Here is a 25086-nt window from a genome sequence, read left to right as displayed (position 1 = left end):
GCTCGCCGGAAACGGACCGCCGGCCCGCGCCGACCATCAACAACAAGACGAGCCATGAGAAGCGACGAGACTCAGACCGCCCCTGATCACCGCCCGGATCAGGACACGGATGGCCGCCCGAGCCTGCCGCCGAGCATCCGCTCACATCTCGGCGATCACCTCCGCAGCGCCTACGAGATGATCGGACAGGCCGAGCTGCCGAGCCGCTTCGCGGAGCTGATCGAGAAGCTCGAGGCGGCCCTGCGCGCCCGCGGCGAGGCGATCGAGCCGGAATTCCGCAACGGGCTGCTGGCCGCCGTACCCTCCCTGCGCGCCTTCGCGCTGTCCCTGACGTCGAACCCGGCCCGCTCGGACGACCTCGTTCAGGACACACTCCTGAAGGGCTGGCAGCACCGCGCCCGCTTCCAGCCGGGCACGAACCTCAATGCGTGGCTGTTCACGATCCTGCGCAACATCTTCTACTCGGATCACCGCAAGCGCGTCCGCGAGGTCGAGGACCAGGACGGCTCCTACGCCGCCCGCCTCGCTACGGCGCCGCATCAGGGCGACCGCCTCGACGTCGAGGATCTGCAGAGCGCGCTCGCCAAGCTGCCGCCCGACCAGCGCGAGGCGCTGGTGCTCGTCGGCGCCGAGGGCGTCTCCTACGAGGAGGCGGCGACGATCATGGGCTGCAAGGTCGGCACCGTGAAGAGCCGCGTCAGCCGCGCCCGCGGCCGCCTCGCCGAACTCCTCGGCTACGACGAGGAGGATCTCGGCTCCGACCGGTTCATCCAGTCGGCGATGCCGAAGGAAGCCTGAGCGGGATTGCCGCGGGGTGCACCGCTCCGTTCGTGTCGGCGTCCGCCGGGGCGAGGCCGTTCTGCCTCATTCTCCGCCAACTGAACAAAGATCAATCACCTGAGGTTTTTGCGCATCCGAATCCGGAAGTCGTGCGTTATCGGCCCAAGCTCCACCGTGCTTCGGCGCGGCGGACCGTTGGAAACGGAGATTTCTGCATGAACGTGAAGACCCTTCTCGCGGCTTCCGCGATCGCTCTCGCCCTCCCGATGGCGGCCCAGGCCCAGGGCCTCGTCCGCGGTGCCGAGCAGGGCGCGCGCGACGGCGCGGACGCGGCCGGCCCGGTCGGCGCGATCGTCGGCGGCGCGGTGGGCGCGGCGACCGGCACGGTCGGCGGCATCCTGGGCGTCGACGACCGGCCGCGCTTCCGCAGCTACGTCACCGGCCGCCACGTCCGCTCGTACGACTACGATGGGCGCGTCGCCGTCGGCAGCGTGCTGCCCTCCTCGGGCGTGAGCTACTACGAGGTGCCGGACGATTACCGGATCCAGCCCGGCTACCGCTACACCGTCGTGAACGACCGGCCCGTGCTGGTCGACCGCAGCCACCGCATCGTCGAGGTGATCGACTAGGCGGCCGCGCGCCGCCTCGCGGCGGAGGACTCCGGGAAGGCCCCGGCGCTTCAGCGCCGGGGCCTTTCCTTTTGGCGAGACCTGGGCGACTTTGCGGCGAAACCGTGGCGCGAGCGGCGCAACAGTCAAGCGCGACGCGCGTTGTAGCGCTCAAGGATCGGAGACCCTGCCGATGAGCGACGACCAGAACCAGCCGAACGCGACGCTGCCGGAGCCCGTGCGGGACCATCTCGGCCAGCAGCTCCGCACCGTCTACCACGTCGACGGGAAGCCGCGATATCTCGGAGACGAGTCCGTGCCGGAGGCTTTCGAGCCCCAGATCAAGCGCCTGGAAACCCGCCTGAAGACCCACGAGGAGGGCACGGTCGCGGTCGAGAGCGCGCTCGACCGGATCCTCGACGCCTTCGGCGTGCAGCCCGACGACAAGGCTTCGCGCGGCTGACCTCCGTCCCTCACGCCCGCGGGCGCGTCGCCAGGATGTCGCGGATCTCGCCGAGGATCCTCACGTCGGCCGGCACCTCGGCCACCGCCTCCGGCTTCTTCTCCTCGCGCGAGACCAGCCGGTTCATGGCCCGGATCACCATGAACAGCACGAAGGCGACGATCATGAAGTTGAGCGCCACCGTGATGAACTGCCCGTAGCCGAGCACGGCACCCTGCTTCCTCGCCTCCGCGTAGGCGAGGCCCGGCTGCACCTTCGACGAGAGCGGGACGTAGTAGTTCGAGAAGTCGAGCCCGCCCGTGACGGCGCCGATGATCGGCATGAAGACGTCCTGCACCGCGGACGTCACGATGGCGCCGAAGGCGGCGCCGATGATGACGCCGACGGCCAGATCGACCACGTTGCCCCGCAGCGCGAACCTCTTGAACTCCTCGAGCATCGCCCTCCCCCCGCATGATCCGGCCGGCAGGATCCGGCCGGGGAAAGCTTAGGCGAGCGCTCCGCGCCGCGACAGGCGGGCGCGATCGGTTTCCACGCCGCGATCGCGGCGCGGCCGCGCCGGCTTCACGGTCCGCTCGCGGACGACGCCTGGCTCTCCGAAGGCTCCGGCCGGCCCGGCAGGTCGAGCCTGGCGCGGCGCCGGTACTGCGCGGCGCCGACGGGGATCACCGCCAGATAGGCGATGCTGATCGCCACCATCGCCTCGAACGGGAAGCTGATGAGGAGGCCGAAGGCCGCGACGCCCGCCAGGAAGATCGGCAGGACCCAGCCGCGCGGCACCCGCTTGCCCATGGTCTTGCCCGAGAAGGTCGGCACCGTCGAGACGACGAGGAGCGCGATGCAGAGCACGTAGACCAGCACCGCCGGCGCGGCCCATTTCTCGAAGGAGAGGCCGAGGAAGTGGAGATAGAGCGGCAGCATCGCCGTCATGGCGCCGGCCGGCGCCGGCATGCCGACGAAGTAGTCCTTCTTCCACTCGGGGCGGTTCGGGTCGTCCAGCATCGCGTTGAAGCGGGCGAGCCGCAGGCCCATCGCGATGGCGAAGATCAGCGCCACGATCCAGCCCACCGACCGCAGGTGGAACAGCGCGAAGCCGTAGAGGATGAGCGCCGGGGCGCAGCCGAAATTCACGAAGTCGGCCAGCGAATCGAGCTCCGCGCCGAAGCGCGAGGTGCCCTTGAGGAGCCGCGCCACGCGCCCGTCGACCCCGTCCAGGAAGGCCGCCACCACGACGGCGATGACCGCCGGCTCGAACTTGCCCTCGAAGGCGAGCCGGATCGCCGTCAGCCCGAGGCAGAGCGCCATCAGGGTGATCATGTTCGGCGCGATCATCCGGAACGGAACCGGCTTGAAGCGGCGCGGCTTCGGCTCGTTCGGATCCGGCTCGAAGGGCGGGAAGAGATCGTCCATGGCGCGCCGCCCTCCTCAGATCCGCCGGAACTGCCGGTCCGGCCCGCCCGACAGGTCGGCGAGCACCGTCTCGCCGGCAACCGCCTTCTGGCCGAGCCCGACGAGGACGCGGGTGCCGGCGGGCAGGTAGACGTCGACGCGCGATCCGAAGCGGATCAGGCCGAAGCGCTCGCCGACCTGGAGCGCGTCGCCGGCGCTCACGAAGCCGACGATGCGGCGCGCCACGAGGCCTGCGATCTGGACGACGCCGATGCGCAGGGTCTCGCCCCGGTGCAGGGTCTCCATCACGAGGCCGTTGCGCTCGTTGTCCTCGCTCGCCTTGTCGAGCTCGGCATTGAGGAACAGGCCCGGCGTGTAGTGGATCTGGCCGATCCGGCCCGTCACCGGCACGCGGTTCACGTGGCAGTCGAACACGTTCATGAAGACCGACACCCGGGTCATCGGCACCGGCGGCAAGTCGAGCTCCGGGGGCGGCAGGACCGTCGTGATGAGGTTCACGCGCCCGTCCGCCGGCGAGACCACGAGGCCCTCGGCGATCGGGGTCACGCGCTCGGGATCGCGGAAGAAGTAGCAGACCCAGAGCGTGAGGATCAGGAAGACCCAGCCGAAGAACTGCGAGAAGTAGCCGGCCAGCACGGTGAGCACGATGCCGATCAGGATGAAGGGATAGCCCTCCTTGTGGATCGGCACGAGGACGCGGCGGATCGTCTCGAAGAGATCGGTCATGGAGGTTCTGGCACTCCTTGCGGTCGGCGGTATGGACCGCGCGCTCCGGCCGGGCGGATGGCAGTCCTAGAGGCTCCCGTCAACCGCCGCGCCGGCTACTCCGCGGGGACGGACTCGGGCGCGGCGGGACTCGGAGCGCGCGCGGGGGGAGCCTCCTCGTCCTCGGCGCGCTTGAGGGCCTCGCGCGCCGCATCGGCCTCGCGCTGGCGATTCCACAGGGCCGCGTAGACGCCGCCCTCGGCGAGAAGGCCCGCGTGGTCGCCCCGCTCCACGATGATGCCGCGGTCGAGCACGATGATCTCGTCGGCATTCACCACCGTCGAGAGGCGATGGGCGATGACGAGGGTGGTGCGTCCCCGCGAGACGCGGTCGAGCGCGTCCTGGATCTCGCGCTCGGTGAACGAATCGAGGGCCGAGGTGGCCTCGTCGAGGACGAGGATCGGCGGCGCCTTGAGGATCGTGCGCGCGATCGCGACGCGCTGCTTCTCTCCGCCGGACAATTTCAGGCCGCGCTCGCCGACCGGCGTGTCGTAGCCCTCCGGCAGGCCCGAGACGAAGCCGTCGATCTGCGCGAGGCGGGCGGCCTCCCGCACCGCGTCGGCGCTCGCGTCCCAGCGGCCGTAGCGGATGTTGTAGCCGATCGTGTCGTTGAACAGCACCGTGTCCTGCGGGACCATGCCAATGGCGGCGCGCAGGCTGTCCTGGCGCACGCCCGCGATGTCCTGCCCGTCGATCAGGATGCGGCCGCGCTGCGGCTCGTAGAATCGGAACAGGAGCCGCGAGAGGGTCGACTTGCCGGCGCCCGAGGGGCCGACGATCGCCACCGTCTTGCCGGGCGGCACCTCGAAGGAGATGCCGCGCAGGATCGGGCGGTCCGGATTGTAGGCGAAGCGGACATCCTCGAATCGGACGGAGGCGGCCTCGATCCGGAGCGGCGGCGCGTTCGGCCGGTCGGCGATCTCCGGGTTGCGGTGGAGGATCGCGAACATGTCGTCGATGTCGATCAGCGCCTGTTTGATCTCCCGGTAGATCATGCCCATGAAGTTGAGCGGCATCGAGAGCTGGACCAGCATCGTGTTGACGAGCACGAAGCCGCCGATGGTGGTGCGGCCCGCCGAGATGTCGCGGGCGGCCAGCCACATCACGATCGTCATGCCGATCGTGAAGATCACGGCCTGCCCGGCGTTCAGCACCGCCAGCGACACGTAGGTCTGCGTCGAGGCGCGCTCGTACTTCGCCATCGAGGCGTCGTAGCGCCCGGTCTCCCGGGCTTCGGCGCCGAAATACTTCACGGTCTCGTAGTTGAGGAGCGAATCGACCGCCTTGGTGTTGGCCTCGGTGTCGGAATTGTTCATCCGGCGGCGGATCTCGATCCGCCACTCCGTCGCCTTGTAGGTGAAGGCGAGGTAGGCCGCGACCATCAGAAGGACGACGAACGAGTAGAGCCAGTCGAACTCGTAGGCGAGGACGCCGAGAACCAGCACGAACTCGACGATGGTCGGCACGAGCGTCAGCACCATCAGGCGCGACAATTCCTCGATGCCGCCCCGCCCCCGCTCGAGCACGCGGGTCAGGCCTCCGGTCTTGCGCTCCAGGTGGAAGCGCAGGGACAGGCGATGCATGTGCTCGAAGGTCTGCAGGGCGAGCCGGCGCACGGCGTGCATCGCCACCTTGGCGAAGAGCCCGTCGCGGACCTGCGTCAGCCCCGCCATCGCCACCCGCGACAGGCCGTAGAGGCCGATCAGCAGCATCGGCGCGGCCAGCAGGCCCGTAGGCAGGGCCTCGCCGGGCTTGTCCCCCGTCATCGCCACGAGAGCATCGGTCGCCCACTTGAAGGTGAAGGGCGTCACCATGGTGGCGAACTTGGCGACGAGCAGCAGGCCGAAGGCGAGGAAGATGCGCCTCTGCAGGTCCGGCCGCCCATGGGGCCAGAGATAGGGCCAGAGCCGGCGATAGGTGGCGATCAGGCCGGGGCGTTCCGGCGGCGCGGCGGTGCCGCGCGCGGCGGGCGCGGGATCGGATGTCATTGGGATGAGGTCCGGGCGTTGTGCGTGCAGGGCATATAGGCGCCGCGCGCCGCCGGAGCTACCGGCCCGGGCCGCGGGGCCGGCCTGCGCGACGATCGGCCGGCCTGGCAGCACCTCAGCCGCGCTTGCCGCCCTGGCGCGCCTCAGCCGCGCTTGCCGCCCTGGCGCGCGGCGGCCGTGCCGTCGTCGGTCGGCAGCACGAAGATCTGGCCCGGATAGATCAGGTCGGGGTCGCGGATCTGGCCCTGGTTGGCGTCGTAGATCACCGTGTAGCGGTCGCCCTTGCCGTAGGTCTTGCGGCTGATCTGCCAGAGGCTGTCGCCGCGGGTGATCCTGGCGGTGTTGACCTCGGCGACGAAGACGTCGCGCGGCGCCTCGCCGGGCTTCGGCGCGATTGCGGCCGGCGGGCTCGGCCCCACGGTCCGGGCGGCTTCGCGTGTGGTCGGCGCCTGCGGGGCCGCGGCGGCGAGGGCAGGCCCCGGCCCGGCCGCCGGCGGCGCGGCACGGGCCGCGACCGGCGCCTTCGATCCGCGGTGGGCGCCGGCACGCGCCTCGGCCTGTCTCGCGGCGGGCGTGGCCGCGGCGGGCCCGCCCGGCAGGGACATGGCGGCTGTCGGGCCCGACATCCCGGCGCCCGGACCGGCGGGCGACGGCGCCTCGGCGGCGGGCGCCTCGCGGCTCGCCACGCGCGGCCCGCTCGCCGGAAAGACGAACGGCACCTCGGAGCGGTGCCGCACCTTGCCGGTCACCGGGTCGACCTGATCGATCCGCACCCGGTAATCGCCGGCCCTGACGCCGCGGCCGATCGTGAACGTGACCTTGCCGTCCGGCCCGGCGCTTCCGGGCGCGACGAGCGTGTCGTTGAGGTAGAGGCGCAGCGTCGCGCCGGGCGTCGCCTGGCTCGTCACGTAGAGGCGCCCGCCTTCCTGCGCGTCGACGCTCACGATCTTGACCGGCTGGGCGGGGCCAGCCGTCCCGCCGACGCTCCTCGCATCCGGTGCGACGGCGTCGCCACGCCGCGCCTGCGCGCCCGCGGGCGGTAGTCCGGCCGTCTCCGTCCCGGGCCGTGCCGGACCCCCGCCCGGCATCGTGCCGGGCTCGGCCGAGGCGACGGCGTCCGGCTGCGACAGCACGACGGTCGGCCGGTCGGGCGCGCTCAGCGCGACGAGGGGCTTGGTGTCGCGCGTGCCGGCGACGACCACCGCCACGCTCTCGCGGGAGCGGACCTCGCGCCCGTCCGCCCCGGTCTGGCGCAGGGCGATCTCGCTGTTGCCGGCGGGCAAGGCCGGCGGCACGATCGCGAACTGCCCGTTCGGATCGGCGAGCGCCCGCGCCACCGTCCGGTTGTCCACCAGCATCTCGACGGTGGTGTTCGGCGCCGCGCGGCCCGCGATCACGGTCTCGCCGTTCGGCTCGACCCGGATCACGTCGAAGGCCGGCGCCGCGGCGAGCTGGGCGGCGGGCGCGCGCCTCGCCTCGCCCGGCGGCTTCGCTTCGGCGCGGGCAGCGGCCGGCTCGTCGGCGGAGGACTTGGCGGCAGCGCCGGCAGCCTCAGGCGTCGCGGCTCCCGGCCGCTCGGCCGGGGCGCCGGGCGTCGGCGCCCCGGCGACGGCGCGCGCCTCGGGCGCGTTCGCCTGCGGCGCGGCGGCGCGCTTGACCCATTCGCCGGCGCCGTACAGGCCCAGCACGAGAAGGAACCCGCCGAGAAGCCCGATTCCTGCGAGGGCGAGACTCCGCCGCATCTCCGCCGTCATGGCGACCTACTCCGAACGCGTCGAGGCGACCTGCGGCGGCGCCGCAACCGGGCACGGGACCGCCGACGAAAACCGTCGACTGTTCGTGGCATATTACCGTACATGGCCAGGACACCAAGCCGGCGTAATCCGGATTAGGGCGAATCCTGCGCGAATTCAGCACTTTGGCACGGGACGAAGCCGCCTCCGCCGGATTGTCCCGGCAGATCTGTCGGCCACGCGAAGCGATTGATGGAGGGCGCCGGATGGCTCCGGTGAAGACGGTCTGTGTGTATTGCGGCTCCGGGTTCGGCGGAGACCCGGCCTTCCGGAACGCGGCCGAGACCCTCGGCGCGGCGCTCGCCGCGGCCAGGATCGGACTCGTCTACGGGGGCGGCAATGTCGGCCTGATGGGCACGGTGGCGCGCGCCGTCCTCGACGGCGGCGGCCACGTGACCGGCATCATCCCGGACTTCCTGAAGTCCCGCGAGCGCATGCTCGACGAGATCCAGGAGACGGTCGTCGTCGGCGACATGCACACGCGCAAGCGCATGATGTTCGACCGCTCGGACGCCTTCGTCGCGCTGCCCGGCGGCATCGGCACCCTCGAGGAGCTCGTCGAGCAGCTGACCTGGGCCCAGCTCGGCCAGCACCGCAAGCCGATCCTGCTCGTCTCGATCGCCGAGTTCTGGACGCCGCTCCTCACCCTGTTCGAGCACATGCGCGCCCACGGCTTCATCCGCGAGGGCCTCGACCTGAACTACCTCGTGGCGCCGGACGCCGCCTCGGTCGTGCCGATGCTGCGCGAGGCCGCCGCCCGGACCGAGCCGGCCCCGGAGGCCGAGGAGTTCATCAAGGAGCGGTTCTGAGCGCGCCGCGATCCGCGGCACGCCACGCTTCCGCGCGGACAGGCGGCGGCGAGCGCCTCCCGGCAGGTCGACCTATCCCGCCACGCTCCACGTCGTCGTCCCGTCCTTGTTGTCCTTGACGGCGACGCCCATCGCCGCGAGGTCGGCGCGCACGCGATCGGATCCCGCCCAGTCCTTCGCGGCCCGCGCGGCGCGGCGCGCCTCGATCAGCGCCTCGACCCGCGCGACGTCGATCCCCGAGGCCGCGACGCTCGCGCGCTCGCGCTCGGACCGGGTCTCGCCGAGGAAGCCGAGCAGCAGGGCGCCGGCCTTGAGCGCGGCCGGATCGTCGAGCCGGTGCAGCTCGGCGAGCGCCGCGGCCGTGTTGAGGTCGTCGAGGAGCGGCTCGAGCACGGTCTCGGGCGGCGCGCCGTTCCCCGGCTCGTCGCCGACCGCCGCGTACCAGCGGTCGAGGGTGCGGCTCGCCTCTTCCAGGCCGCGCAGCGTCCAGTCGATCGGCTGGCGGTAATGGGTGCGCAGCATGGCGAGCCGCGCCACCTCGCCGGGCCAGTCGTTCAACACCTCCCGGATGGTGACGAAGTTGCCGAGCGACTTCGACATCTTCTCGCCCTCGACCTGCAGGAAGCCGTTGTGGAGCCAGACATTGGCCATCACCGGCGTGCCGAAGCAGCAGCGCGACTGCGCCACCTCGTTCTCGTGATGGGGGAAGATCAGGTCGATCCCGCCCGCATGGATGTCGAAGGTCTCGCCGAGATGCTTCCACGACATCGCCGAGCACTCGATGTGCCAGCCGGGCCGGCCGGGCTCGGCGATGCCGGCGGGCGAGGGCCAGGCCGGCTCGCCGGGTTTCGAGGGCTTCCACAGCACGAAGTCGAGGGGCGAGCGCTTGTAGGGCGCGACCTCGACGCGCGCGCCCGCCTCCATCTCGTCCAGCGGCCGCTTCGAGAGCGCGCCGTAATCGGGCATCGAGGGCACGTCGAACAGGACGTGCCCCTGCGCGACATAGGCGTGGCCGGATGCGACGAGCCCCTCGATCAGGCGCACCATCTCGGCGATGTGGTCGGTGGCGCGCGGCTCGACGAAGCGGGGGCGCTCGCCCGGCCGGTTCACGTCCGCGGGCATCAGCACGCCGAGTTCGCGGACATCCGCGTGGAAGGCGCTCAGCGTCTCGTCCGTCAGCTCGCGGATCGTGATGCCGCGCTCGGCCGCGCGCGCGTTGATCTTGTCGTCGACGTCCGTGACGTTGCGGGCGTAGGTGACGTGCGCCGGCCCGTACAGATGGCGCAGCACGCGGAACAGCAGGTCGAAGACGATGATCGGCCGCGCATTGCCGATATGGGCGGCGTCGTAGACCGTCGGTCCGCAGGCGTACATGCGCACATGCGCGGGGTCGATCGGCGCGAAGGGCGCCTTCTCGCGGGTCAGCGTGTTGTAGAGCCGCAACATCGGGGCCATGAAACCAACTCTCGTCCCTGGGGCCGCCGGCGGGTCTCCGGCCGTGTTGCATGGAGGCGACGGCCCCGGCGGCTGACCTGCGCTAACCCAAAACAGTGAGCTTTTCGAGAAGGAGCCGGGAACGCCGGCCCTTTCCCGGCCGCCCGATCGCGGACGATGCGGTGGGCCGTCGAAAGCCTTTGTTTACCGACCCGTCGGAACTTCGGTGCAATCGTCGTCATCAGTGACAAGGATTTTCCCATGCGACGCTCGGCTGCCGGCCTCAGCGCTCTCCTCGCCGCCGCACTGGTCTCCTCGCTCGCGCACGCCGCCTTCGCGGGCGCCGACGGCGAGACGCCGGCCAAGGCGCCCGCCCATGTCGAGAAGACCTTCCTGATCCCGTCGAGCGAGGGTTACGGCGTCGCCGATTGCCTCACGAACGGGGCGAGCGAGTGCGGGCAGGTCGTCGCCAACGCGTGGTGCGAGTCGCAAGGGTTCGCCGCGGCGGGCTCCTACGGCGTCGCGGCCGCCGACGAGTATACCGGCGCGATCGACACCGCGCCGGCGATCAAGGTCGAGGAGCGGCCGATCCGCATCACCTGCCAGGACTGAGGCGCGTTCAGCCCCTCAGGGAATCGGCGCATTTCGGCGGCGGCTCCGTGCCCCAGGGCATGAGCGGCACAGCCGAGGTCGAGTTCTTGGGCGAGCCCTGGATGACCTTGTCCGAGTAGACCATGTAGATCAGGGCGTTGCGCTTGGCGTCGCAGCCACGCACGATCTGCATCGACTTGAAGATCAGCGAGCGGCGCTCGCTGAACACGACCTCGCCCTGCTTGAACTTGTCCTTGAACTGGACCGGGCCGACCTGCCGGCAGGCGAGCGAGATGTCCGAAACGTCCTCGGCCAGCCCGAGCGTGCCCTTGATCCCGCCCTTCTCGGGCTGGGTGTACCAGCAGGCGACGCCGCCGACGACGGGATCGTCGACCCCGTAGACCACGAGCTTGTCGTTCGGCGTCAGCGGCCGCCAGACCGTCGACTTGTCGAAGATGCGGTCCGGCTCCTCGGCCCGGACCGGCGCCGGCAGAGCCGTGAGCGCCAAGCCGGCCGCGAGCGCGTAACCTGTGAGACCCCGAAGCCACATCGTCGGACCTTTCCCCCGCTGGATCGATCGGGCGCATGTAGGGAGGCTGTCCCCGCGCCGCGAGGGCGTTTAAAAAAGTTAAGCTTCGTCGCCTAGCGGACCCTGGCCGGCGGAGCGGAACCGCGAAGCTTCAGACCTGTTGCCAGCAGAGCCATGCCGCTGATCCGTCCGCCGATACGTCAGCTCGCCGGAGCGCTCGTCGCAGCCGCGCTCGCGGTTCTCTGCGCGGGCGCCGCACAGGCGCAGAATTCCGCCTGCCAGCGCTACCGCGCCGAGCTTGCCAATCTCAGCGACGGCGCCAGCGTGGCCCGCGCCCTGCAGGGCGAGATCGGCCGCCTCCAGGCCTATTTCCGGACCCTGAACTGCGAGGGCGGCAAGTTCCTGTTCTTCGATACCCGGCCGCCGCAATGCGGCGCGGTCGAGCAGCGCATCCGCGCGCTGAACGCCGGCTACGGAGCCGAGAACGGCGAGGTGACGGCGGCGCGCCGGCGCCAGTTGCAGGCCGCCGTGGCCGGCGCCTGCGGCGACCAGCCGCTCAACCCGGACGGCAAGCCCGGCGAGTATGCCCGCGGCGGCGCGCAGGTGATCTGCGTGCGCACCTGCGACGGCGCCTATTTCCCGATGAACAACCTGCCGGACGGGCGCGAGGGCGCGAACGAGCTCTGCCAGGCCCTCTGCCCCGGCGCCGAGGCCGCCGCCTACTCGATGCCGCGGGGCGACGATGCGCTGAAGCATGCCGCGACGATCAAGGGCAGCCGCTCCTACGCCTCGCTCGCCAACGCCTTCAAGTTCCAGAAGGCCTTCGTGCCGAACTGCTCCTGCAAGCGCGAGGGTCAGACCTGGGCACAGTCCCTCGTGAAGGCCGAGAGCATGCTGGTGCGCCACAAGGGCGATATCTTCGTGACGCCGATGCAGGCCGAGGCCCTGTCGCGGCCGAAGGTCCGCCTGACACTGGTCGGCCGCGCCGACAAGACCGCGGCCGAGCTCGCCGCGGACGCGGCCGGCCGTGCCGGCGAGGCGGGCGATCCGAAGAGCACCGGGACGGCGCTCGCCGCGGGCGCCACCGGCAAGGACGAGCGCCCGAGCATTCGCGTGATCGCCCCGAACGTCATCGCGGTCCCGGCCTTCACGGCGCCGCCGACGATCCCTCCGGCCATCCCCTAGCCCAGGGCCGGATCCGATCGGGCCGCGGCACACGGCGTCGAGCCGAAGTCTCGCGCACGGGCGCGCGAGTAAAGCCCTGATCGTCTAAAGCATCGCCCGCGGCTCGATTTGACCTCTCGCGACGGGGAACCATATCGCCCCGACACAGATCGGCTCAGCCCGACGACAAGGCGAGACAATTCCTGATGCGGACAACGCGACTTCTGCTCCTGACGGGCACGATCCTGCCCGGCCTGATCCTGACCGGGCCGCTTCTGGCGCGGCCGGCGGACGGGATCACCGGTACGATCCTGCTGGCGCAGGCCGGCCCCGGCGGGGAGCGCGAGCCGCGCGGCGAGGGTCCCCGCGGCGGCGAGGCGCCGCGCGGCGGGCCGCCCGCGGGAGCCAGGCCCGAGCGCGGGCCGCCGGAGCGAGCCCCCGCCGAGCGGCCGGAACGGGCCGCGCCGCCGGCTCGCCCGGACCGGCCCGAACCCCGGCAGGAGCGTCCGGAGCCGAGGCCGGACCGGGCCGCCCCGGAACGCGCGCCGGAGCGCTCTGCGCCGCGTCCCGCGGAGCGGGCGCCCGAGGCGCGGCCGGAGCGCGCCCCGGATCGGCCCGCGCCTCGACAGGAGCGCCCCGAGCCGCGCGAGGACCGCGCGCCCGCCCGCCCGGACCGCGAGCCGGCCGAGCGCGCCGCTCCGCCTGCCGCCCGCGAGCGCGCGCCAGACCGGCCCACAGCGCCCGAACGGCCCGCAGCGCCCGACCGGCGCGAGGCTCCCGACCGGCGCCCGGCCGCGCCCGGAGCCGCACCGGCCGAGCGCCAGAATCCGTCCGCGGCGCCGACGCCGCAGCGCGGCGCCCCCGAGCAGCAGCGGGCCGCGCCCGAGCCCACGCGCCCGCAAGGGCAGCCGCAGCAAGGGCAGCCGCAGACCGCCCCCAACACGGCGCCGGGCGTGCCCGGCCGCCCCGTCGCGCCGCCGGCTGCCGCGCCCGCCCAGCCGACCCCCGGGGCGGCACCGAACACGCAGCCCGGCGTGCCCGGGCGGCCCGTTGCCCCGGCCGAGCGGGCGGCACCGCCGGCCACCGCACCCGGGACGCCCCCGGCGGCGCCCGCCGCTCCCCCGGCCGCCGCACCGCCCGCAACTGCGCCGAACGCGCAGCCCGGCGTTCCCGGCCGGCCCGTCCAGGCTCCGAATGCCGGCCAGCCGGGGACCGGGCCCGGCCTTCCGGCCGGGCGCGTCGACGATCGCGGCGGCGACCGCTTCAACATGCCGGGCCGCCCCGGCTACGTGCCGGGCGGCTTCCGCGAGGACGATGAGGACGTCCGCGATTACGACCGCATCCGGCGCGACCGGCGCGAGTTCAACGAGGACGGTCGCACCTATATCCGCGAGCCCGGCCGCATCATCGTGCGCGACCGCGACGGCTACTTCATCCGCCACGACGAGAACGAGCGCTTTCGTGATCTCGACCGCGGCCGCTACCGCAGCGAGCGGCGTGCCGGCGAGACCGTCACCTACCTCGAGCGGCCTGGCGGCGAGGTGATCGTCACGGTCGTGGACGATGACGGGCGCCTCCTGCGCCGCTCCCGCCGCTTCCGCGACGGTCGGGAGGTGGTCCTGATCGACAACGCCTATGGCGGCCGCCCGCGGCCGATCTACGAGGACGTGGTCGACCTGCCCCCGCCCGACATCCGCATCCCGCGCGAGCGCTACGTGGTGGAGTACGACCGAGCCGACGAGCGCGCCGTCTACGAGGCGCTGTCGGCGCCGCCGGTGGTGCCGATCGACCGGCGCTACACGCTCGATCAGGTCCGCTACAGCCCGCAATTGCGCGCCCGCATGCGCAGCGTCGACATCGACACGATCAACTTCGACACGGGCTCGTTCACGGTGACGCCGGACCAGGCCGCCCGCCTCGCCACCATCGCGGCGGCGATCAACCAGGCGATCCGGGCCAACTCCCAGGAGGTCTTCCTGATCGAGGGCTACACCGACGCCGCGGGCAACGACGTCGACAACCTGTCGCTGTCGGATCGCCGGGCGCAGTCGGTCGCGACCGTGCTGACCCAGCGGTTCCAGGTCCCGCCCGAGAACCTCACGACGCAGGGGTACGGCGAGCAATACCTCAAGGTGAACACGCAGAACGCCGCGCGGGAGAACCGGCGCGTCACCGTCCGGCGCATCACCCCGCTGATCCAGCCGGGCGAAGCGCAAGGCCAGCCGCCGCGCTGACGCCTCTACACGACCCGGAGCGCCGGCCACGAGCGGCGGGCGGCCCGGGTCCGCCATGTGTCGGAGCACACCTGCGCGCACCGCATCCGCCGCGCGCCGCGGTTGACGGCCCTCGCACCGGTGGCCTTTACCGACAGGCGGGTGCGTGAACGGAGCGGCGGCGACATGGGCGAGGCGGAGGATCGTTTGATCGAGGCCGGCACGCCGGTCTTCCGCCGCACGACGGTCGCGCTCGCGGCGGCCGGCTTCTCGACCTTCGCGGTGCTCTACGGGGTTCAGCCGCTCCTGCCCGTCTATGCCGATGATTTCGGCGTCTCGCCGGCCGAGAGCAGCCTCGCCCTGTCGCTGCCCTGCGCGATGCTGGCGGTGGCGCTTCTCGTGGTGAGCCCGCTCTCCGAGATCTGGGGCCGCAAGCCCGTGATGACGGCCTCGCTCTTCGCCTCGGCCATCCTGACGATCGTGGCGACGCTGGTGCCGAGCTGGCACGGCTTCCTGGCGCTGCGCGCGCTCGCCGGCCTGACGGCGAGCGGCCTGCCGGCGGTGGCCATGGCCTATCTCAGCGAGGAGATGCACGGGCGCGCCATCGGCCTCTCGATGGGCCTCCTGATCGGCGGCAACGCGCTCGGCGGCATGGTCGGGCGTCTGATCGCGGGCGTGATCGCCGATTACGGATCCTGGCGCCTCGGGCTCGGCACGATCGGCGTGCTGGCGCTCCTCGCCGCCATCGCCTTCTGGCAGGCGCTGCCCGAATCCCGGCGCTTCGTGCGCAGCGAGCTGAGATGGCGGCAGATCCCCAGCACCTTCCGGCACCATTTCCGCGATCCCGGCCTGCCCTGGCTGTTCGCCGAGGCCTTCCTGCTGATGGGCGGGTTCGTCTGCGTCTACAACTACATCGGATTCCGCCTGCTCGAGCCGCCCTACTCGCTGAGCCAGGCCGCCATCGGGGCAATCTTCGTGGTCTACCTCGCGGGCACGGCGAGTTCCGCGGCGGTCGGCGAGATCGCGAGCCGGCTCGGGCGCCGGAAGGTTCTGTGGCTCGCCATCACCTGCGGCATCCTCGGCATCCTGATGACGCTCGCCGAGAGCCTCGTCGTGATCATCGCCGGCATCGTCGTCGTCACGGTGAGCTTCTTCGGGGCGCACTCGGTCGCCTCGAGCTGGGTCGGGCGCCGGGCGCTGCGCGACCGCGCCCAGGCCTCCTCGGTCTATCTCTGCCTCTACTATCTCGGCTCCTCGATCCTCGGCACGGCGGGCGGCTGGTTCTTCGCCCATTCCGGCTGGAGCGGCGTCGTCGCCTTCGTCTGCGGCCTCTACGGGATCGCGCTCGCGATCGCGCTGCGCCTCGCCCGGCTGGCGCCGATCACGCCGCGCTGACAGGAGAGATCCGACGATGACGCACAAGACGGTGCGCAGCCACGAGGCTCACGTCACCGACCAGTTCGGCCCCCAGGCCGCCGCCTACCTGGCGAGCGCGGTGCACGCGCAGGGCGAGGATCTCGCCGAGATCGCCGCGCTGATGCGCGGGCAGGCCGGGGCCGCGGTGCTCGATCTCGGTTGCGGCGGCGGCCACGTCGCCTTCGCGGTGGCCCCGCTCGTCGGCCGGGTCACGGCCTACGACCTCTCGACAGGCATGCTGGAGGCCGTCGCCGCGGAGGCGGCGCGGCGCGGGCTCGCCAACATCGGGACGCGGCAGGGGGCGGCCGAGGCCCTGCCCTTCCCGGACGCGTCGTTCGACGCGGTTCTCAGCCGCTTCAGCGCACATCACTGGCGCGACGTGCCCAGCGCGCTGACCGAGGCGCGGCGGGTGCTGCGGCCGGGCGGCCGCCTCGTCATCGCCGATCTCTTGGCGCCGGAGGACGTCCTCCCCGACACGCATCTCCAGGCTGTCGAGCTGCTGCGCGACCCCTCTCACGTGCGCGACTATTCCCTCTCGCAGTGGCGCGCGATGCTGGATGCGGCGGGCTTCTCGGTCGGCGCCTCGACGTCACGGCGCCTGCGCCTCGACTTCGCGAGTTGGATCGCGCGCATGCGCACCCCCGAGCTTCACGCCGCTGCGATCCGCTCCCTGCAGGACGGCGCCTCCGAGGTCGTGCGGCGCCACTTCGCGATCGAGCCCGACGGCAGCTTCACGGCCGACACCGTCACGCTCGCGGCCGCACGGTAGCCCCGCGCCGCGCGGGGAGCGGATCATTCGGCGGCGCCCCGCCGTTGACCTGAGGCGGGTATGGTCCCATCTACGGCCGCGCCCGTCGCCATCAGAGGAAGCCCGGAGCGCCTGACCAGCGGCACCGGCCTGACGTTTGCCCGCCTTGCTCGAGCTCGCCGTCGCCGTCGCCCTCATCGCCCTCAACGGCGTCTTCGCGCTCTCCGAACTCGCGGTCGTCTCCTCCCGCAAGGCGCGGCTGCGGGCGATGGCGCAGGACCGCCGCCGGGGCGCCGCCGCGGCGCTGGCGCTCGCCGAGGAACCCGGCCGCTTCCTGTCGACGGTCCAGATCGGCATCACGCTCGTCGGCATCCTCTCGGGCGCCGTCTCGGGCGCCGCGCTCGGCGAGAGGCTCGCGACGATCCTGCTCGATCTCGGCCTCAGCAAGGGCTGGGCCGAGACCCTCGGCTACGGGCTCGTCATCACGGCGATCACCTACCTGTCGGTGATCATCGGCGAGCTCGTGCCGAAGCACCTGGCGCTGCGCGACCCCGAGCGCATCGCCTGCCTCGTGGCGCCGAGCATGCGCCTGGTCTCGCGGGTCGCGAAACCCGCCGTGTGGCTGCTCGACGCCTCGACGCGGGCGGTGTTCCGCCTCATCGGCCAGGAGACCGCGAGCGCGAGCGCGGTGACCGAGGAGGAGATCCGCACCCTCGTGGCCGAGGCCGAGACGGCGGGCGTGATCGAGACCGACGAGCGCAAGATGATCGCGGGCGTGCTGCGCCTCGGCGACCGGGCGGTGCGGGGCGTGATGACCCCGCGCACGGACGTCGACTGGATCGACCTCGCCCGCGACGAGGCGGAGATCCGCGCCCTGATCCTGGCGAGCCCGCATTCGCGTCTGCCCGTGGCCGAGGGCAGCCCCGACAACATGATGGGCGTGGTGCAGGTGCGCGACCTCGTGCGGCCGCTGATAGAATCGGGCGGCTTCGACCTGCGCCGCCACATCCGGAAGGCGCCGATCCTGCCCGACACGCTCGACGCGCTCGACGCCCTCTCGGCCCTGCAGGAAGCCGAGGTGCCCGTCGCCCTCGTCCACGACGAGTACGGTCATTTCGACGGGCTCGTGACGCCGGCCGACATCCTCGACGCCATCGCGGGCGCGTTCCGCTCGGAGGATCCCGAGCCCGAGGCGGTCCAGCGCCAGGACGGCTCCTGGCTGATCGCCGGCTGGATGCCGGTCGACGAGATGGCCGACCAGCTCGGCCTCAGGCTCGAGACCTCGCGCGACTACGAGACCGCCGCGGGCCTCGTCATCGAGCGCCTGCAGCGCCTGCCCGAGACCGGCGAGAGCTGCGACATCGCCGGCTGGCGCTTCGAGGTGGTGGACCTCGACGGGCGGCGCATCGACAAGCTCCTCGTCTCCCGCCTCGACGCCGACGCGGTCGGCGGCTGAGGCGCCCTACGCCGTCTCCCCGCGCAGCCGCCGCTCCGCGCGCTCGTGCCCGATCAGGGGCAGCAGGCCGGCGAGGTCCGGGCCGTGGTCGAGGCCGGTGAGCGCGAGGCGCAGCGGCATGAACAGCGCCTTGCCCTTGGCGCCGGTCCGCTCGCGCACGGCGCCGGCCCAATCCTTCCAGGTCTCCGGCCCCCACGGCTCGGCCGGGATCGTCGCGACGGCCGCGGCGATCACGGCCTCGTCCGCGAGCGCGGGCTCGACCGGGCCGGCGACGACGCGCCACCAGTCCTCCGCCTCCGCGACCTTGCCGAGATTGGCCCGCACCGCCTGCCAGAACGGCTCGGCGGCCACCGGCGGGATGCCGAGCGCGAGGAGGCGCTCGCGCGCCTCGGCGAAGGGCATCTCGTGGACGAGGCGGGCGTTGAGCGCGTCGAGGTCGTGCGGGTCGAACCTAGCGGGCGCGCGCGAGATGTGCGCGAGATCGACGAGGCGGGCGAGATCGTCGAGGGATGCGACCGGCCGCACCGCCTCGGCCGAGCCCGTCAGCACGGCGAGGGAGCGGATCGCGGCCGGCTCGTAGCCGGCCTCGCGCAGGCCCCGCAGGGACAGGTGGCCGAGCCGCTTCGAGAGCCCCTCCCCGTCCGCCGTGGTGAGGAGGTTGTGGTGGCCGAAGACCGGCGGGGCGTGGCCCAGCGTCTCGAAGATCTGCACCTGCACGCCCGTGTTGGTGACGTGGTCCTCGCCCCGGATCACGTGCGTGACGCCCATCTCGGCGTCGTCGACCACGGAGGGCAGCGTGTAGAGATAGCTGCCGTCAGCCCGGACCAGCACGGGGTCGGAGAGCGAGGCGCAGTCGATATGGGCCTCGCCGCGCACGAGGTCGGCCCACGTGATCGTGCGGTGATCGAGCTTGAAGCGCCAGTGCGGGCGCCGTCCCTCGGCCTCGAAGGCTGCGCGCTCCTCGGCCGTCAGGGTGAGCGCGGCGCGGTCGTAGATCGGTGGCAGGCCACGGCCGAGCTGGCGCTTGCGCCGCCGTTCCAGCTCCTCCGGCGTTTCGTAGCAGGCGTAGAGCCGCCCCTGCGCACGCAGGCTGTCCGCCGCCGCGTCGTAGGCCGCCACCCGGTCGGATTGGCGGGCGCGGAGGTCCGGCACGATCCCGAGCCAGGCGAGATCCTCCTCGACCGCTGCGGCGTAAGCCTCCGTCGAGCGCTCGCGGTCGGTGTCGTCGAGGCGCAGCAGGAAACGGCCGCCCCGCGCCCGCGCGAACAGGGCGTTGAGGAGAGCCGGGCGGGCGTTGCCGATATGCAGGTAGCCCGTGGGCGAGGGTGCGAAGCGGACGAGCGGTGCCATGGCGGCCCTCCTACAGCGTTTTCGCGTCCGGTGGATCCGCTTCCGGACGATAAAATGCGGACGGCCGACGCGCGGGCCTCCTCTCGCTCCGGGGCCGTTCCTCCGAGGCGGGCGCGGCGCCCGCGGATGCGATCGCTCTACCGGCGCGCCGGTATCGCGCCGGCTGCGGCCCCGCGCGTCCGAGGGCCTTGACGGGGCTGCCATGGGCACCCTAGAAGGCCCGAGGTCCGGGTGCGTAGCTCAGCGGGAGAGCATTCGCTTCACACGCGAAGGGTCACAGGTTCGATCCCTGTCGCGCCCACCATTCCTTCCTCCGAACGATCATCGTTCTGCGCAAGGGTCCGGTCCTGACCGGCCTAGCTGCGGCATTGCACTCCTCTAGGAGCGTCTGCACGCAAGGTATATGGTCTGCCAGCATTTCGAGCCGCGTCCGGTCCTGAGGGCACGTGATCCATGAAAGCGCACGGTGACGCGCACGACATCCCGCCGCCGCCGCGCAAGGGACCGTTCGTCCTCGTCGCGCTCGTCGGTGCCGGTCTCCTCGGCTGGGGCGGCTACGGCCATTGGAAGGAGCGCGCCGCCGCCGCCGAGACGCAGCGCAAGGCCAAGGATTTCGTGCCGCGGCTGCGCACGGCCGCCGTGGAGCGGGCCGACAAGGCGATCGACCTGACCTTGCCGGGCGAGACGCAGGCCTTCGCGAAGGCCGCGATCTTCGCCCGGGCCACCGGCTACGTCTCCGAGCGCCGGGTCGATATCGGCTCGCGGGTGAAGGCTGGCGACGTCCTGCTCCGGATCGCCGCGCCGGACCTCGACCAGCAGCTCGCCCAGGCCGAGGCACAGCTCGGCCAGATGCAGGCGCAGCTCCTGCGGGCCAGGGCGATGGTCGATCAGGCGCGCGCCAACGTGAATCTCGCCAACGTCACGAACAGCCGCACCAGCACGCTCGCCGTTCAGGGCTGGGCCTCCCGCCAGAACGCCGATACCTCGCAGGCGGGCGTGCTGAGCCAGAGCGCCAACCTCGCCTCGGCGGAAGCCGGCGTGAAGGTCGCCGAGGCCAACATCAAAGCGCAGGGCGCGACGGTCGACCGCCTGAAGGCGCTCACCGGCTTCAAGGACGTGGTCGCGCCCTTCGACGGTGTCGTGACGACGCGGTCGGTCGATATCGGTGATCTCGTCAAGGCGGATGCGGGCGGCACGCCGCTCCTGACCATGGACCGCGACGACATCCTGCGCATCTCGGTGAACGTGCCGCAGAATGCGGCGGTCGGCGTCACGGCCGGCGTCGAGGCCGCGATCAAGGTGCCGCAGATGCCGGACCGGACCTTCTCGGGTCAGGTCGAGCGCAGCTCGGTCGCGCTGCTGACCGCCTCCCGCACCCTGACCACCCAGGTCGACGTGCCGAACCCCGACGGCGTCCTGCGGGCCGGTCTCTACGTCTACGTCACCCTCAAGATTCCCCGCACCGAGCCCGCCGTGATCATTCCGGCGGAGGCGCTCGTCTTCAACCAGCGGGGCACGCAGGTCGTGGTCGCCCGCGACGACGGGCAGGCCGAGTGGCGCCCGGTCCACATCAGGCGCGATTTCGGGCAGACGATCGAGCTCGACCAGGGTCTCTCGGGTCACGAGCGGATCGTGCTGAGCCCGCCGCCGGACCTGCGCGACGGGCAGCCCATCGAGCGCGCGCCCGATCCCGACGCGGGCAAGCCGGTCCAGGCCGCCGCGCGCTGAACCCACCGGAATCCACGAGGACGTCGGTGCAGGGCCCGTGGCGCTTCTCACCCGGGCGCGGGTCCCCTCTCCCGTGCGGGAGAGGGACAGGGTGAGGGGTGCGAACTCTCCGGAGGCGGCGAACCCCTCACCCGGTCCGCGTGCCGCGGACTCGACCTCTCCCGAATGGGAGAGGTGGGGCGGGCCCGCCTCTACGGGGTCACGCGTACGGCGAGCTTCATCTTCGGATGGATGCCGCAGAGCACCTGGAAGGTGCCGCCCTGGCTGAAGGTGATAGCGGTGCGGCTGCCCGGCATCTGGTCGCCGGAATCGAAGGTGAAGGTCTCGGACTCGACGTAGAGATGGTGCAGCAGGTCGCTGTCGTCGTTGACGATCGTGATCGTCTCCCCGCGCTTCACCGCGAGGCTCCCGGGCTGGAAGGCCCTGCCCTTCTGCGAGACGAGCAGCCCGCCGGCTTCGAGCCCGCTCACCAGGCCCGCCCCCGCGAGGAGCCCGGCTCCGAGCGAGAGGCAGAGGGTCGCGGCGAGCCTACGTGCAGCCTTCGCGGGTGCCGGCGGGAATGTGCGAGCAGTCATGGTGATCTCTGGCGCGTCGCGGCACGCTAGCGGTCGAGAGCTTAAGAATCTGCTCCGAACTCGACCACCGATTGTCACAGCGTCGAGGTGCCCGTCGTGCACCCGGGCACCGGTGCGGAGCCTACAATCCTAGGGTGAAATGTTGCGCAAGCCGAGAACAGGCTCCTCCCCCGGCCTGCGAAAGCCGGCGACGTGGTGAAGCCGACTTTTCGCGTCCGATCATCATCCTCGATTGAACTTGGCAATAGCCTCGCTCCGGGGGGCGGCGCTGTCACCGGTTGCATCGGATAAGCGCGTCTTAACCTGTGCGGCCTAACCTGTCCCAGAGCGAGATGAGAGCACCTGCGTTTCGATGCGACGGAACCGGACGAAACCGAGAGACGTGCATCCCGTGTCGGCGCCGGTGAATCCGCGGCGCGCCGCCGACACGCTCTCGACCATCCGCGGACGCATCTTCGTCGCCTTCCTGATCATGAGCCTGATCACGGGCGCTCTCGGGCTCTACGCGACCCTCGGGATCCGGCAGGCCGGTGTGCTGGTCAACCGCACCTACGACCAGTCGCTGATGTCCATCAATTACGCGCGGGCGGCGGCCGCCGACTTCGCGAAGATGCGGGCGATCTTCGTCCGCCGCACGATCGCGCAGGATGCGGCGGCCCGCGCCAAGCTCGACACGGAGCTGGCGGAACTCGCCATCAACCTCTCCGAGGACCTCGCCATCGCGGTCGAGCGCTCGCAGTCCGACCGGGCGGCCCGCGCCGGCATCGCCGTGCAGGGCGCGGTCTCGACCTGGGACGAGATCCGGCGCGGCCTCGACCACGCCACCACCTCGGCTTCCGCCTGGGAGGCTCTCGACCGCCAGGCGGGCATCGTCGACGGGCAGATCGACCTCCTGGTGAACTACACGGCCGGCGACGGCTTCACCTACCGGCAGACCGCCCGCAACGTGGTGGCCAGCGAGATCAACTTCTACGCGGCGGCGACCGGCGTCGCGCTGCTGCTCTCGGCCATCACCGCCTTCCTGCTGAACCGCCGCATCATGGGCCCCGTCGCGGTCGCCTCAGCGGTGGCCGAGCACATCGCCGCCGGGCGCCTCGACGTCACGATCCCGACGGGCGCGCGCGACGAGCTCGGCGCCCTGCTCCGCGCGATGGCGACGATGCGCGACAACATCCGGGCCATGATGGAGCGCGAGGTCAGCGAGCGCCGCTCCGCCCAGACGCTCCTCGCCGACGCCCTGGAGAGCTCGCGCGAGGGCGTCGTCGTGGTCGATGCCGGGGGCCAGATCGCGCTGGCGAACGCGCAGGCCGCCGACTTCTTCGGCGGCGACGGCGAGGCCGTGAAGGCGGGCGCTCCCGTCGCCGGCCTCGCGGCCCGCGGCGCCGATCCGGCCGCCGCCGTTCTCGATTCGGCCCGGACCCTGGCACGGGACGGCGAGATCCGCCTCGCCGACGGGCGCTGGCTGCGGGTCAGCCGCAGCGCCACGCGCGAGGGCGGCTTCGTCGCCGTCTGCAGCGACATCAGCCTGCTCAAGGAGCAGGAAGCGCGCCTCACGGCCACGAATCTGCGCCTCGACGCCGCCCTCGACAACATGTCCCAGGGCCTGTGCCTGTACGATGCCGAGCATCGGCTCATGGTGGTCAACCGCCGCTATTCCGAGATCTACGGGCACGCCCCGGGCACGGTCGCCTGCGGCATGACGGCCCGCGAGGTGATCGGCCTCAGCGTGGCGGCCGGCAACCATCCGGGCCGGAACGTCGCCGATCTCCTGGCGGAGGAGTCCGAAGCCTTCAGCCGCCCCGAGAGCCGCACCTTCCTGCAGGAGCTCGGCGACGGCCGCATCGTCGCGATCGAGAAGCGGCCCACCGCCGATGGCGGCTTCGTGGCGACCTTCGAGGACGTCACCGAGCGCCGGCACGCGGAAGCCCGCATCGCCTTCATGGCGCGCCACGACGCCCTCACCGACCTGCCCAACCGCCTGCTGCTCGGCGAGCAGATCGAGAGCGCCATCGCGCAGGCCAGCCGCGACAGCGGCTTCGCGGTGCTCTGCCTCGACCTCGACGATTTCAAGCCGATCAACGACACGCTCGGGCATCCGGTCGGCGACGCGCTGCTCTGCGCCGCGGCGAGCCGGCTCGGCGCCTGCGTGCGCGAGATCGACAGCCTCGCTCGGCTCGGGGGCGACGAGTTCGCCATCGTCCAGCGCGGCGTCGAGCGGCCCGAGGACGCGGCCGTGCTCGCCCGCCGCATCATCGATGTGCTCGGCGCGCCCTACACGCTCGGCGAGAACACCGTCACGATCGGCGTTAGCATCGGCATCTCGCTAGCGCCTGGCGACGGCATGACCTGCGACAAGCTCCTGAAGCACGCCGACGTCGCCCTCGACCGCGCCAAGGCCGAGGCCCGCGGCTCGTTCCGCTTCTTCGAGCCCGAGATGGATGCGCGCCTGCAGGCGCGCCGCCACCTGGAGCGCGACCTGCGCGAGGCCGTCGCCGCGGAGGCGTTCGAGCTGCACTACCAGCCGATCTACGACCTCAACGCCGAGCGCGTCTGCGGCTTCGAGGCGCTGCTGCGCTGGACTCACCCCGAGCGCGGCCGCGTCTCGCCGGCCGAGTTCATCCCGCTGGCCGAGGAGCTCGGCCTCATCATCCCGCTCGGCGAGTGGGTGCTGCGCCGCGCCTGCCAGGAGGCGAGCCGCTGGCCGGACGGTCTCAAGGTCGCGGTGAACGTCTCGGCGGTGCAGTTCACCTCGGCCCGCCTGATCGGCGCGGTCCGCGACGCGCTCGCCGCGAGCGGGCTGCCCGGGCGGCGGCTGGAGCTCGAGATCACCGAGAGCGTGCTGGTCGCCAATCCCGGCACCACCACGGCGATCCTGCACAGCCTCAAGGCGCTCGGCGCCCGCGTCTCGATGGACGATTTCGGCACCGGCTACTCCTCGCTCAGCTACCTGCGCTCCTTCCCGTTCGACAAGATCAAGATCGACCAGTCCTTCGTGCGCGACCTCGGCGAGGCGGAGGATTCGGGCTTCATCGTGCGCGCGGTGATCGGGCTCGGCGCGAGCCTCGGCATGACCACCACCGCCGAGGGCGTCGAGACCGAGGCCCAGCTCGCGCGCCTGCGCGAGGAGGGCTGCGACGAGGTGCAGGGCTACCTGTTCAGCCGGCCCGTTCCGGCCGCCGAGGTGCCCGCGATCCTGCGCCGCTGGAACGGCACCGCGCGGGCGATCGCGTAATCCCCAACGAGCTGCCAGAATTCACGGAACCCGC

General features: G+C 72.0%; 21 protein-coding genes and 1 tRNA gene. 13 read left to right on the top strand and 9 right to left on the bottom strand.

Going from position 1 to position 25086, the window contains the following annotated elements; translation table 11 throughout:
• Nucleotides 1-54: 54 nt before the first annotated feature.
• The 3 genes from WDW90_RS06865 to WDW90_RS06855 all read left to right on the top strand — a co-directional run bounded on the left by WDW90_RS06865 (nucleotide 55) and on the right by WDW90_RS06855 (nucleotide 1851).
• On the top strand, nucleotides 55-798 hold the full coding sequence (locus WDW90_RS06865; RefSeq protein ID WP_336486586.1) for a NepR family anti-sigma factor: 744 nt from the start codon (nucleotides 55-57) through the stop codon (nucleotides 796-798).
• Between the two features lie 197 nt (nucleotides 799-995).
• Nucleotides 996-1409 carry a DUF1236 domain-containing protein gene (locus WDW90_RS06860; protein ID WP_336486585.1) on the top strand — a complete coding sequence of 138 codons (414 nt, stop codon included), beginning with the start codon at nucleotides 996-998 and terminating at the stop codon, nucleotides 1407-1409.
• Nucleotides 1410-1581: 172 nt separating this feature from the next.
• A complete protein-coding gene (locus tag WDW90_RS06855; RefSeq protein WP_336486584.1) occupies nucleotides 1582-1851 on the top strand; it encodes a hypothetical protein in 270 nt (89 codons plus the stop codon).
• A gap of 10 nt (nucleotides 1852-1861) precedes the next feature.
• Here the strand turns inward: WDW90_RS06855 and mscL are convergent, their stop codons facing one another.
• The 5 genes from mscL to WDW90_RS06830 all read right to left on the bottom strand — a co-directional run bounded on the left by mscL (nucleotide 1862) and on the right by WDW90_RS06830 (nucleotide 7768).
• The gene (gene mscL / locus WDW90_RS06850; protein WP_336486583.1) at nucleotides 1862-2290 is read right to left on the bottom strand and encodes a large conductance mechanosensitive channel protein MscL; all 429 of its coding nucleotides are present in this window, start codon (nucleotides 2288-2290) and stop codon (nucleotides 1862-1864) included.
• Nucleotides 2291-2415: 125 nt separating this feature from the next.
• Nucleotides 2416-3261: a CDP-alcohol phosphatidyltransferase family protein gene (locus WDW90_RS06845; RefSeq protein WP_336486582.1), complete on the bottom strand. Its 846-nt coding sequence runs from the start codon at nucleotides 3259-3261 to the stop codon at nucleotides 2416-2418.
• A gap of 15 nt (nucleotides 3262-3276) precedes the next feature.
• Entirely contained in the window at nucleotides 3277-3987 is a 711-nt protein-coding gene (locus WDW90_RS06840) for a phosphatidylserine decarboxylase (protein ID WP_336486581.1), read from the bottom strand.
• Nucleotides 3988-4082: 95 nt separating this feature from the next.
• Nucleotides 4083-6014, bottom strand: a complete 1932-nt coding sequence (locus tag WDW90_RS06835) for an ABCB family ABC transporter ATP-binding protein/permease (protein WP_336486580.1) — start codon at nucleotides 6012-6014, stop codon at nucleotides 4083-4085.
• A 143-nt stretch (nucleotides 6015-6157) separates the two neighbouring features.
• The gene (locus tag WDW90_RS06830) at nucleotides 6158-7768 is read right to left on the bottom strand and encodes a LysM peptidoglycan-binding domain-containing protein (protein WP_336486579.1); all 1611 of its coding nucleotides are present in this window, start codon (nucleotides 7766-7768) and stop codon (nucleotides 6158-6160) included.
• Nucleotides 7769-8013: 245 nt separating this feature from the next.
• Here WDW90_RS06830 and WDW90_RS06825 point away from each other — a divergent pair, with 245 nt between their 5' ends.
• Entirely contained in the window at nucleotides 8014-8616 is a 603-nt protein-coding gene (locus tag WDW90_RS06825) for an LOG family protein (protein WP_336486578.1), read from the top strand.
• Nucleotides 8617-8688: 72 nt separating this feature from the next.
• Here the strand turns inward: WDW90_RS06825 and cysS are convergent, their stop codons facing one another.
• A complete protein-coding gene (gene cysS, locus WDW90_RS06820) occupies nucleotides 8689-10071 on the bottom strand; it encodes a cysteine--tRNA ligase (RefSeq protein WP_336486577.1) in 1383 nt (460 codons plus the stop codon).
• Nucleotides 10072-10311: 240 nt separating this feature from the next.
• Between cysS and WDW90_RS06815 the strand changes: the two genes are divergently transcribed.
• Nucleotides 10312-10662 (top strand): hypothetical protein, encoded by a 351-nt coding sequence (locus WDW90_RS06815; RefSeq protein ID WP_336486575.1) that lies wholly within the window; start codon nucleotides 10312-10314, stop codon nucleotides 10660-10662.
• A 7-nt stretch (nucleotides 10663-10669) separates the two neighbouring features.
• Here the strand turns inward: WDW90_RS06815 and WDW90_RS06810 are convergent, their stop codons facing one another.
• Complete coding sequence (locus WDW90_RS06810) at nucleotides 10670-11191, bottom strand: CreA family protein (RefSeq protein WP_336486573.1); 522 nt, start codon at nucleotides 11189-11191, stop codon at nucleotides 10670-10672.
• 153 nt (nucleotides 11192-11344) lie between these two features.
• Between WDW90_RS06810 and WDW90_RS06805 the strand changes: the two genes are divergently transcribed.
• The 5 genes from WDW90_RS06805 to WDW90_RS06785 all read left to right on the top strand — a co-directional run bounded on the left by WDW90_RS06805 (nucleotide 11345) and on the right by WDW90_RS06785 (nucleotide 18167).
• Complete coding sequence (locus tag WDW90_RS06805) at nucleotides 11345-12355, top strand: DUF2865 domain-containing protein (RefSeq protein WP_336486571.1); 1011 nt, start codon at nucleotides 11345-11347, stop codon at nucleotides 12353-12355.
• A 185-nt stretch (nucleotides 12356-12540) separates the two neighbouring features.
• A complete protein-coding gene (locus WDW90_RS06800; protein WP_336486570.1) occupies nucleotides 12541-14568 on the top strand; it encodes an OmpA family protein in 2028 nt (675 codons plus the stop codon).
• A gap of 165 nt (nucleotides 14569-14733) precedes the next feature.
• The gene (locus tag WDW90_RS06795) at nucleotides 14734-15942 is read left to right on the top strand and encodes an MFS transporter (protein ID WP_336486626.1); all 1209 of its coding nucleotides are present in this window, start codon (nucleotides 14734-14736) and stop codon (nucleotides 15940-15942) included.
• Nucleotides 15943-15958: 16 nt separating this feature from the next.
• Nucleotides 15959-16732 (top strand): class I SAM-dependent methyltransferase, encoded by a 774-nt coding sequence (locus WDW90_RS06790; protein WP_336486569.1) that lies wholly within the window; start codon nucleotides 15959-15961, stop codon nucleotides 16730-16732.
• 145 nt (nucleotides 16733-16877) lie between these two features.
• Nucleotides 16878-18167 (top strand): hemolysin family protein, encoded by a 1290-nt coding sequence (locus WDW90_RS06785; RefSeq protein WP_336486568.1) that lies wholly within the window; start codon nucleotides 16878-16880, stop codon nucleotides 18165-18167.
• A 6-nt stretch (nucleotides 18168-18173) separates the two neighbouring features.
• Here the strand turns inward: WDW90_RS06785 and gltX are convergent, their stop codons facing one another.
• On the bottom strand, nucleotides 18174-19517 hold the full coding sequence (gene gltX / locus WDW90_RS06780; protein ID WP_336486567.1) for a glutamate--tRNA ligase: 1344 nt from the start codon (nucleotides 19515-19517) through the stop codon (nucleotides 18174-18176).
• Between the two features lie 229 nt (nucleotides 19518-19746).
• Between gltX and WDW90_RS06775 the strand changes: the two genes are divergently transcribed.
• Together WDW90_RS06775 and WDW90_RS06770 are read left to right on the top strand one after the other, a co-directional pair.
• Nucleotides 19747-19821 (top strand) — tRNA-Val (locus tag WDW90_RS06775).
• Between the two features lie 149 nt (nucleotides 19822-19970).
• Nucleotides 19971-21245, top strand: coding sequence for an efflux RND transporter periplasmic adaptor subunit (locus WDW90_RS06770; RefSeq protein ID WP_336486566.1), 1275 nt, complete (start codon nucleotides 19971-19973; stop codon nucleotides 21243-21245).
• A gap of 191 nt (nucleotides 21246-21436) precedes the next feature.
• Here the strand turns inward: WDW90_RS06770 and WDW90_RS06765 are convergent, their stop codons facing one another.
• Nucleotides 21437-21820 carry a cupredoxin domain-containing protein gene (locus tag WDW90_RS06765; protein WP_336486565.1) on the bottom strand — a complete coding sequence of 128 codons (384 nt, stop codon included), beginning with the start codon at nucleotides 21818-21820 and terminating at the stop codon, nucleotides 21437-21439.
• A gap of 352 nt (nucleotides 21821-22172) precedes the next feature.
• On the opposite strand from WDW90_RS06765, the gene WDW90_RS06760 reads away from it, so the two are divergent.
• Nucleotides 22173-25052, top strand: coding sequence for an EAL domain-containing protein (locus WDW90_RS06760; RefSeq protein ID WP_431310990.1), 2880 nt, complete (start codon nucleotides 22173-22175; stop codon nucleotides 25050-25052).
• Nucleotides 25053-25086: the final 34 nt, after the last annotated feature.

This window comes from Methylobacterium nigriterrae, from assembly GCF_037106235.1.
GTDB classification, from domain to species: Bacteria; Pseudomonadota; Alphaproteobacteria; order Rhizobiales; family Beijerinckiaceae; genus Methylobacterium; species Methylobacterium nigriterrae.
Note: the sequence above shows the minus strand (reverse complement) of the source record. Positions and strands in the feature narration are given on the sequence as shown.

Excerpts from the sequence above, each read along its gene's own strand:
- WDW90_RS06865 (WP_336486586.1), top strand. The coding sequence starts at position 55 with ATGAGAAGCGACGAGACTCAGACCGCCCCTGATCACCGCCCGGATCAG.
- WDW90_RS06860 (WP_336486585.1), top strand. The coding sequence starts at position 996 with ATGAACGTGAAGACCCTTCTCGCGGCTTCCGCGATCGCTCTCGCCCTC.
- WDW90_RS06855 (WP_336486584.1), top strand. The coding sequence starts at position 1,582 with ATGAGCGACGACCAGAACCAGCCGAACGCGACGCTGCCGGAGCCCGTG.
- mscL (WP_336486583.1), bottom strand. The coding sequence starts at position 2,290 with ATGCTCGAGGAGTTCAAGAGGTTCGCGCTGCGGGGCAACGTGGTCGAT.
- WDW90_RS06845 (WP_336486582.1), bottom strand. The coding sequence starts at position 3,261 with ATGGACGATCTCTTCCCGCCCTTCGAGCCGGATCCGAACGAGCCGAAG.
- WDW90_RS06840 (WP_336486581.1), bottom strand. The coding sequence starts at position 3,987 with ATGACCGATCTCTTCGAGACGATCCGCCGCGTCCTCGTGCCGATCCAC.
- WDW90_RS06835 (WP_336486580.1), bottom strand. The coding sequence starts at position 6,014 with ATGACATCCGATCCCGCGCCCGCCGCGCGCGGCACCGCCGCGCCGCCG.
- WDW90_RS06830 (WP_336486579.1), bottom strand. The coding sequence starts at position 7,768 with ATGACGGCGGAGATGCGGCGGAGTCTCGCCCTCGCAGGAATCGGGCTT.
- WDW90_RS06825 (WP_336486578.1), top strand. The coding sequence starts at position 8,014 with ATGGCTCCGGTGAAGACGGTCTGTGTGTATTGCGGCTCCGGGTTCGGC.
- cysS (WP_336486577.1), bottom strand. The coding sequence starts at position 10,071 with ATGGCCCCGATGTTGCGGCTCTACAACACGCTGACCCGCGAGAAGGCG.
- WDW90_RS06815 (WP_336486575.1), top strand. The coding sequence starts at position 10,312 with ATGCGACGCTCGGCTGCCGGCCTCAGCGCTCTCCTCGCCGCCGCACTG.
- WDW90_RS06810 (WP_336486573.1), bottom strand. The coding sequence starts at position 11,191 with ATGTGGCTTCGGGGTCTCACAGGTTACGCGCTCGCGGCCGGCTTGGCG.
- WDW90_RS06805 (WP_336486571.1), top strand. The coding sequence starts at position 11,345 with ATGCCGCTGATCCGTCCGCCGATACGTCAGCTCGCCGGAGCGCTCGTC.
- WDW90_RS06800 (WP_336486570.1), top strand. The coding sequence starts at position 12,541 with ATGCGGACAACGCGACTTCTGCTCCTGACGGGCACGATCCTGCCCGGC.
- WDW90_RS06795 (WP_336486626.1), top strand. The coding sequence starts at position 14,734 with ATGGGCGAGGCGGAGGATCGTTTGATCGAGGCCGGCACGCCGGTCTTC.
- WDW90_RS06790 (WP_336486569.1), top strand. The coding sequence starts at position 15,959 with ATGACGCACAAGACGGTGCGCAGCCACGAGGCTCACGTCACCGACCAG.
- gltX (WP_336486567.1), bottom strand. The coding sequence starts at position 19,517 with ATGGCACCGCTCGTCCGCTTCGCACCCTCGCCCACGGGCTACCTGCAT.
- WDW90_RS06770 (WP_336486566.1), top strand. The coding sequence starts at position 19,971 with ATGAAAGCGCACGGTGACGCGCACGACATCCCGCCGCCGCCGCGCAAG.
- WDW90_RS06765 (WP_336486565.1), bottom strand. The coding sequence starts at position 21,820 with ATGACTGCTCGCACATTCCCGCCGGCACCCGCGAAGGCTGCACGTAGG.
- WDW90_RS06760 (WP_431310990.1), top strand. The coding sequence starts at position 22,173 with ATGCGACGGAACCGGACGAAACCGAGAGACGTGCATCCCGTGTCGGCG.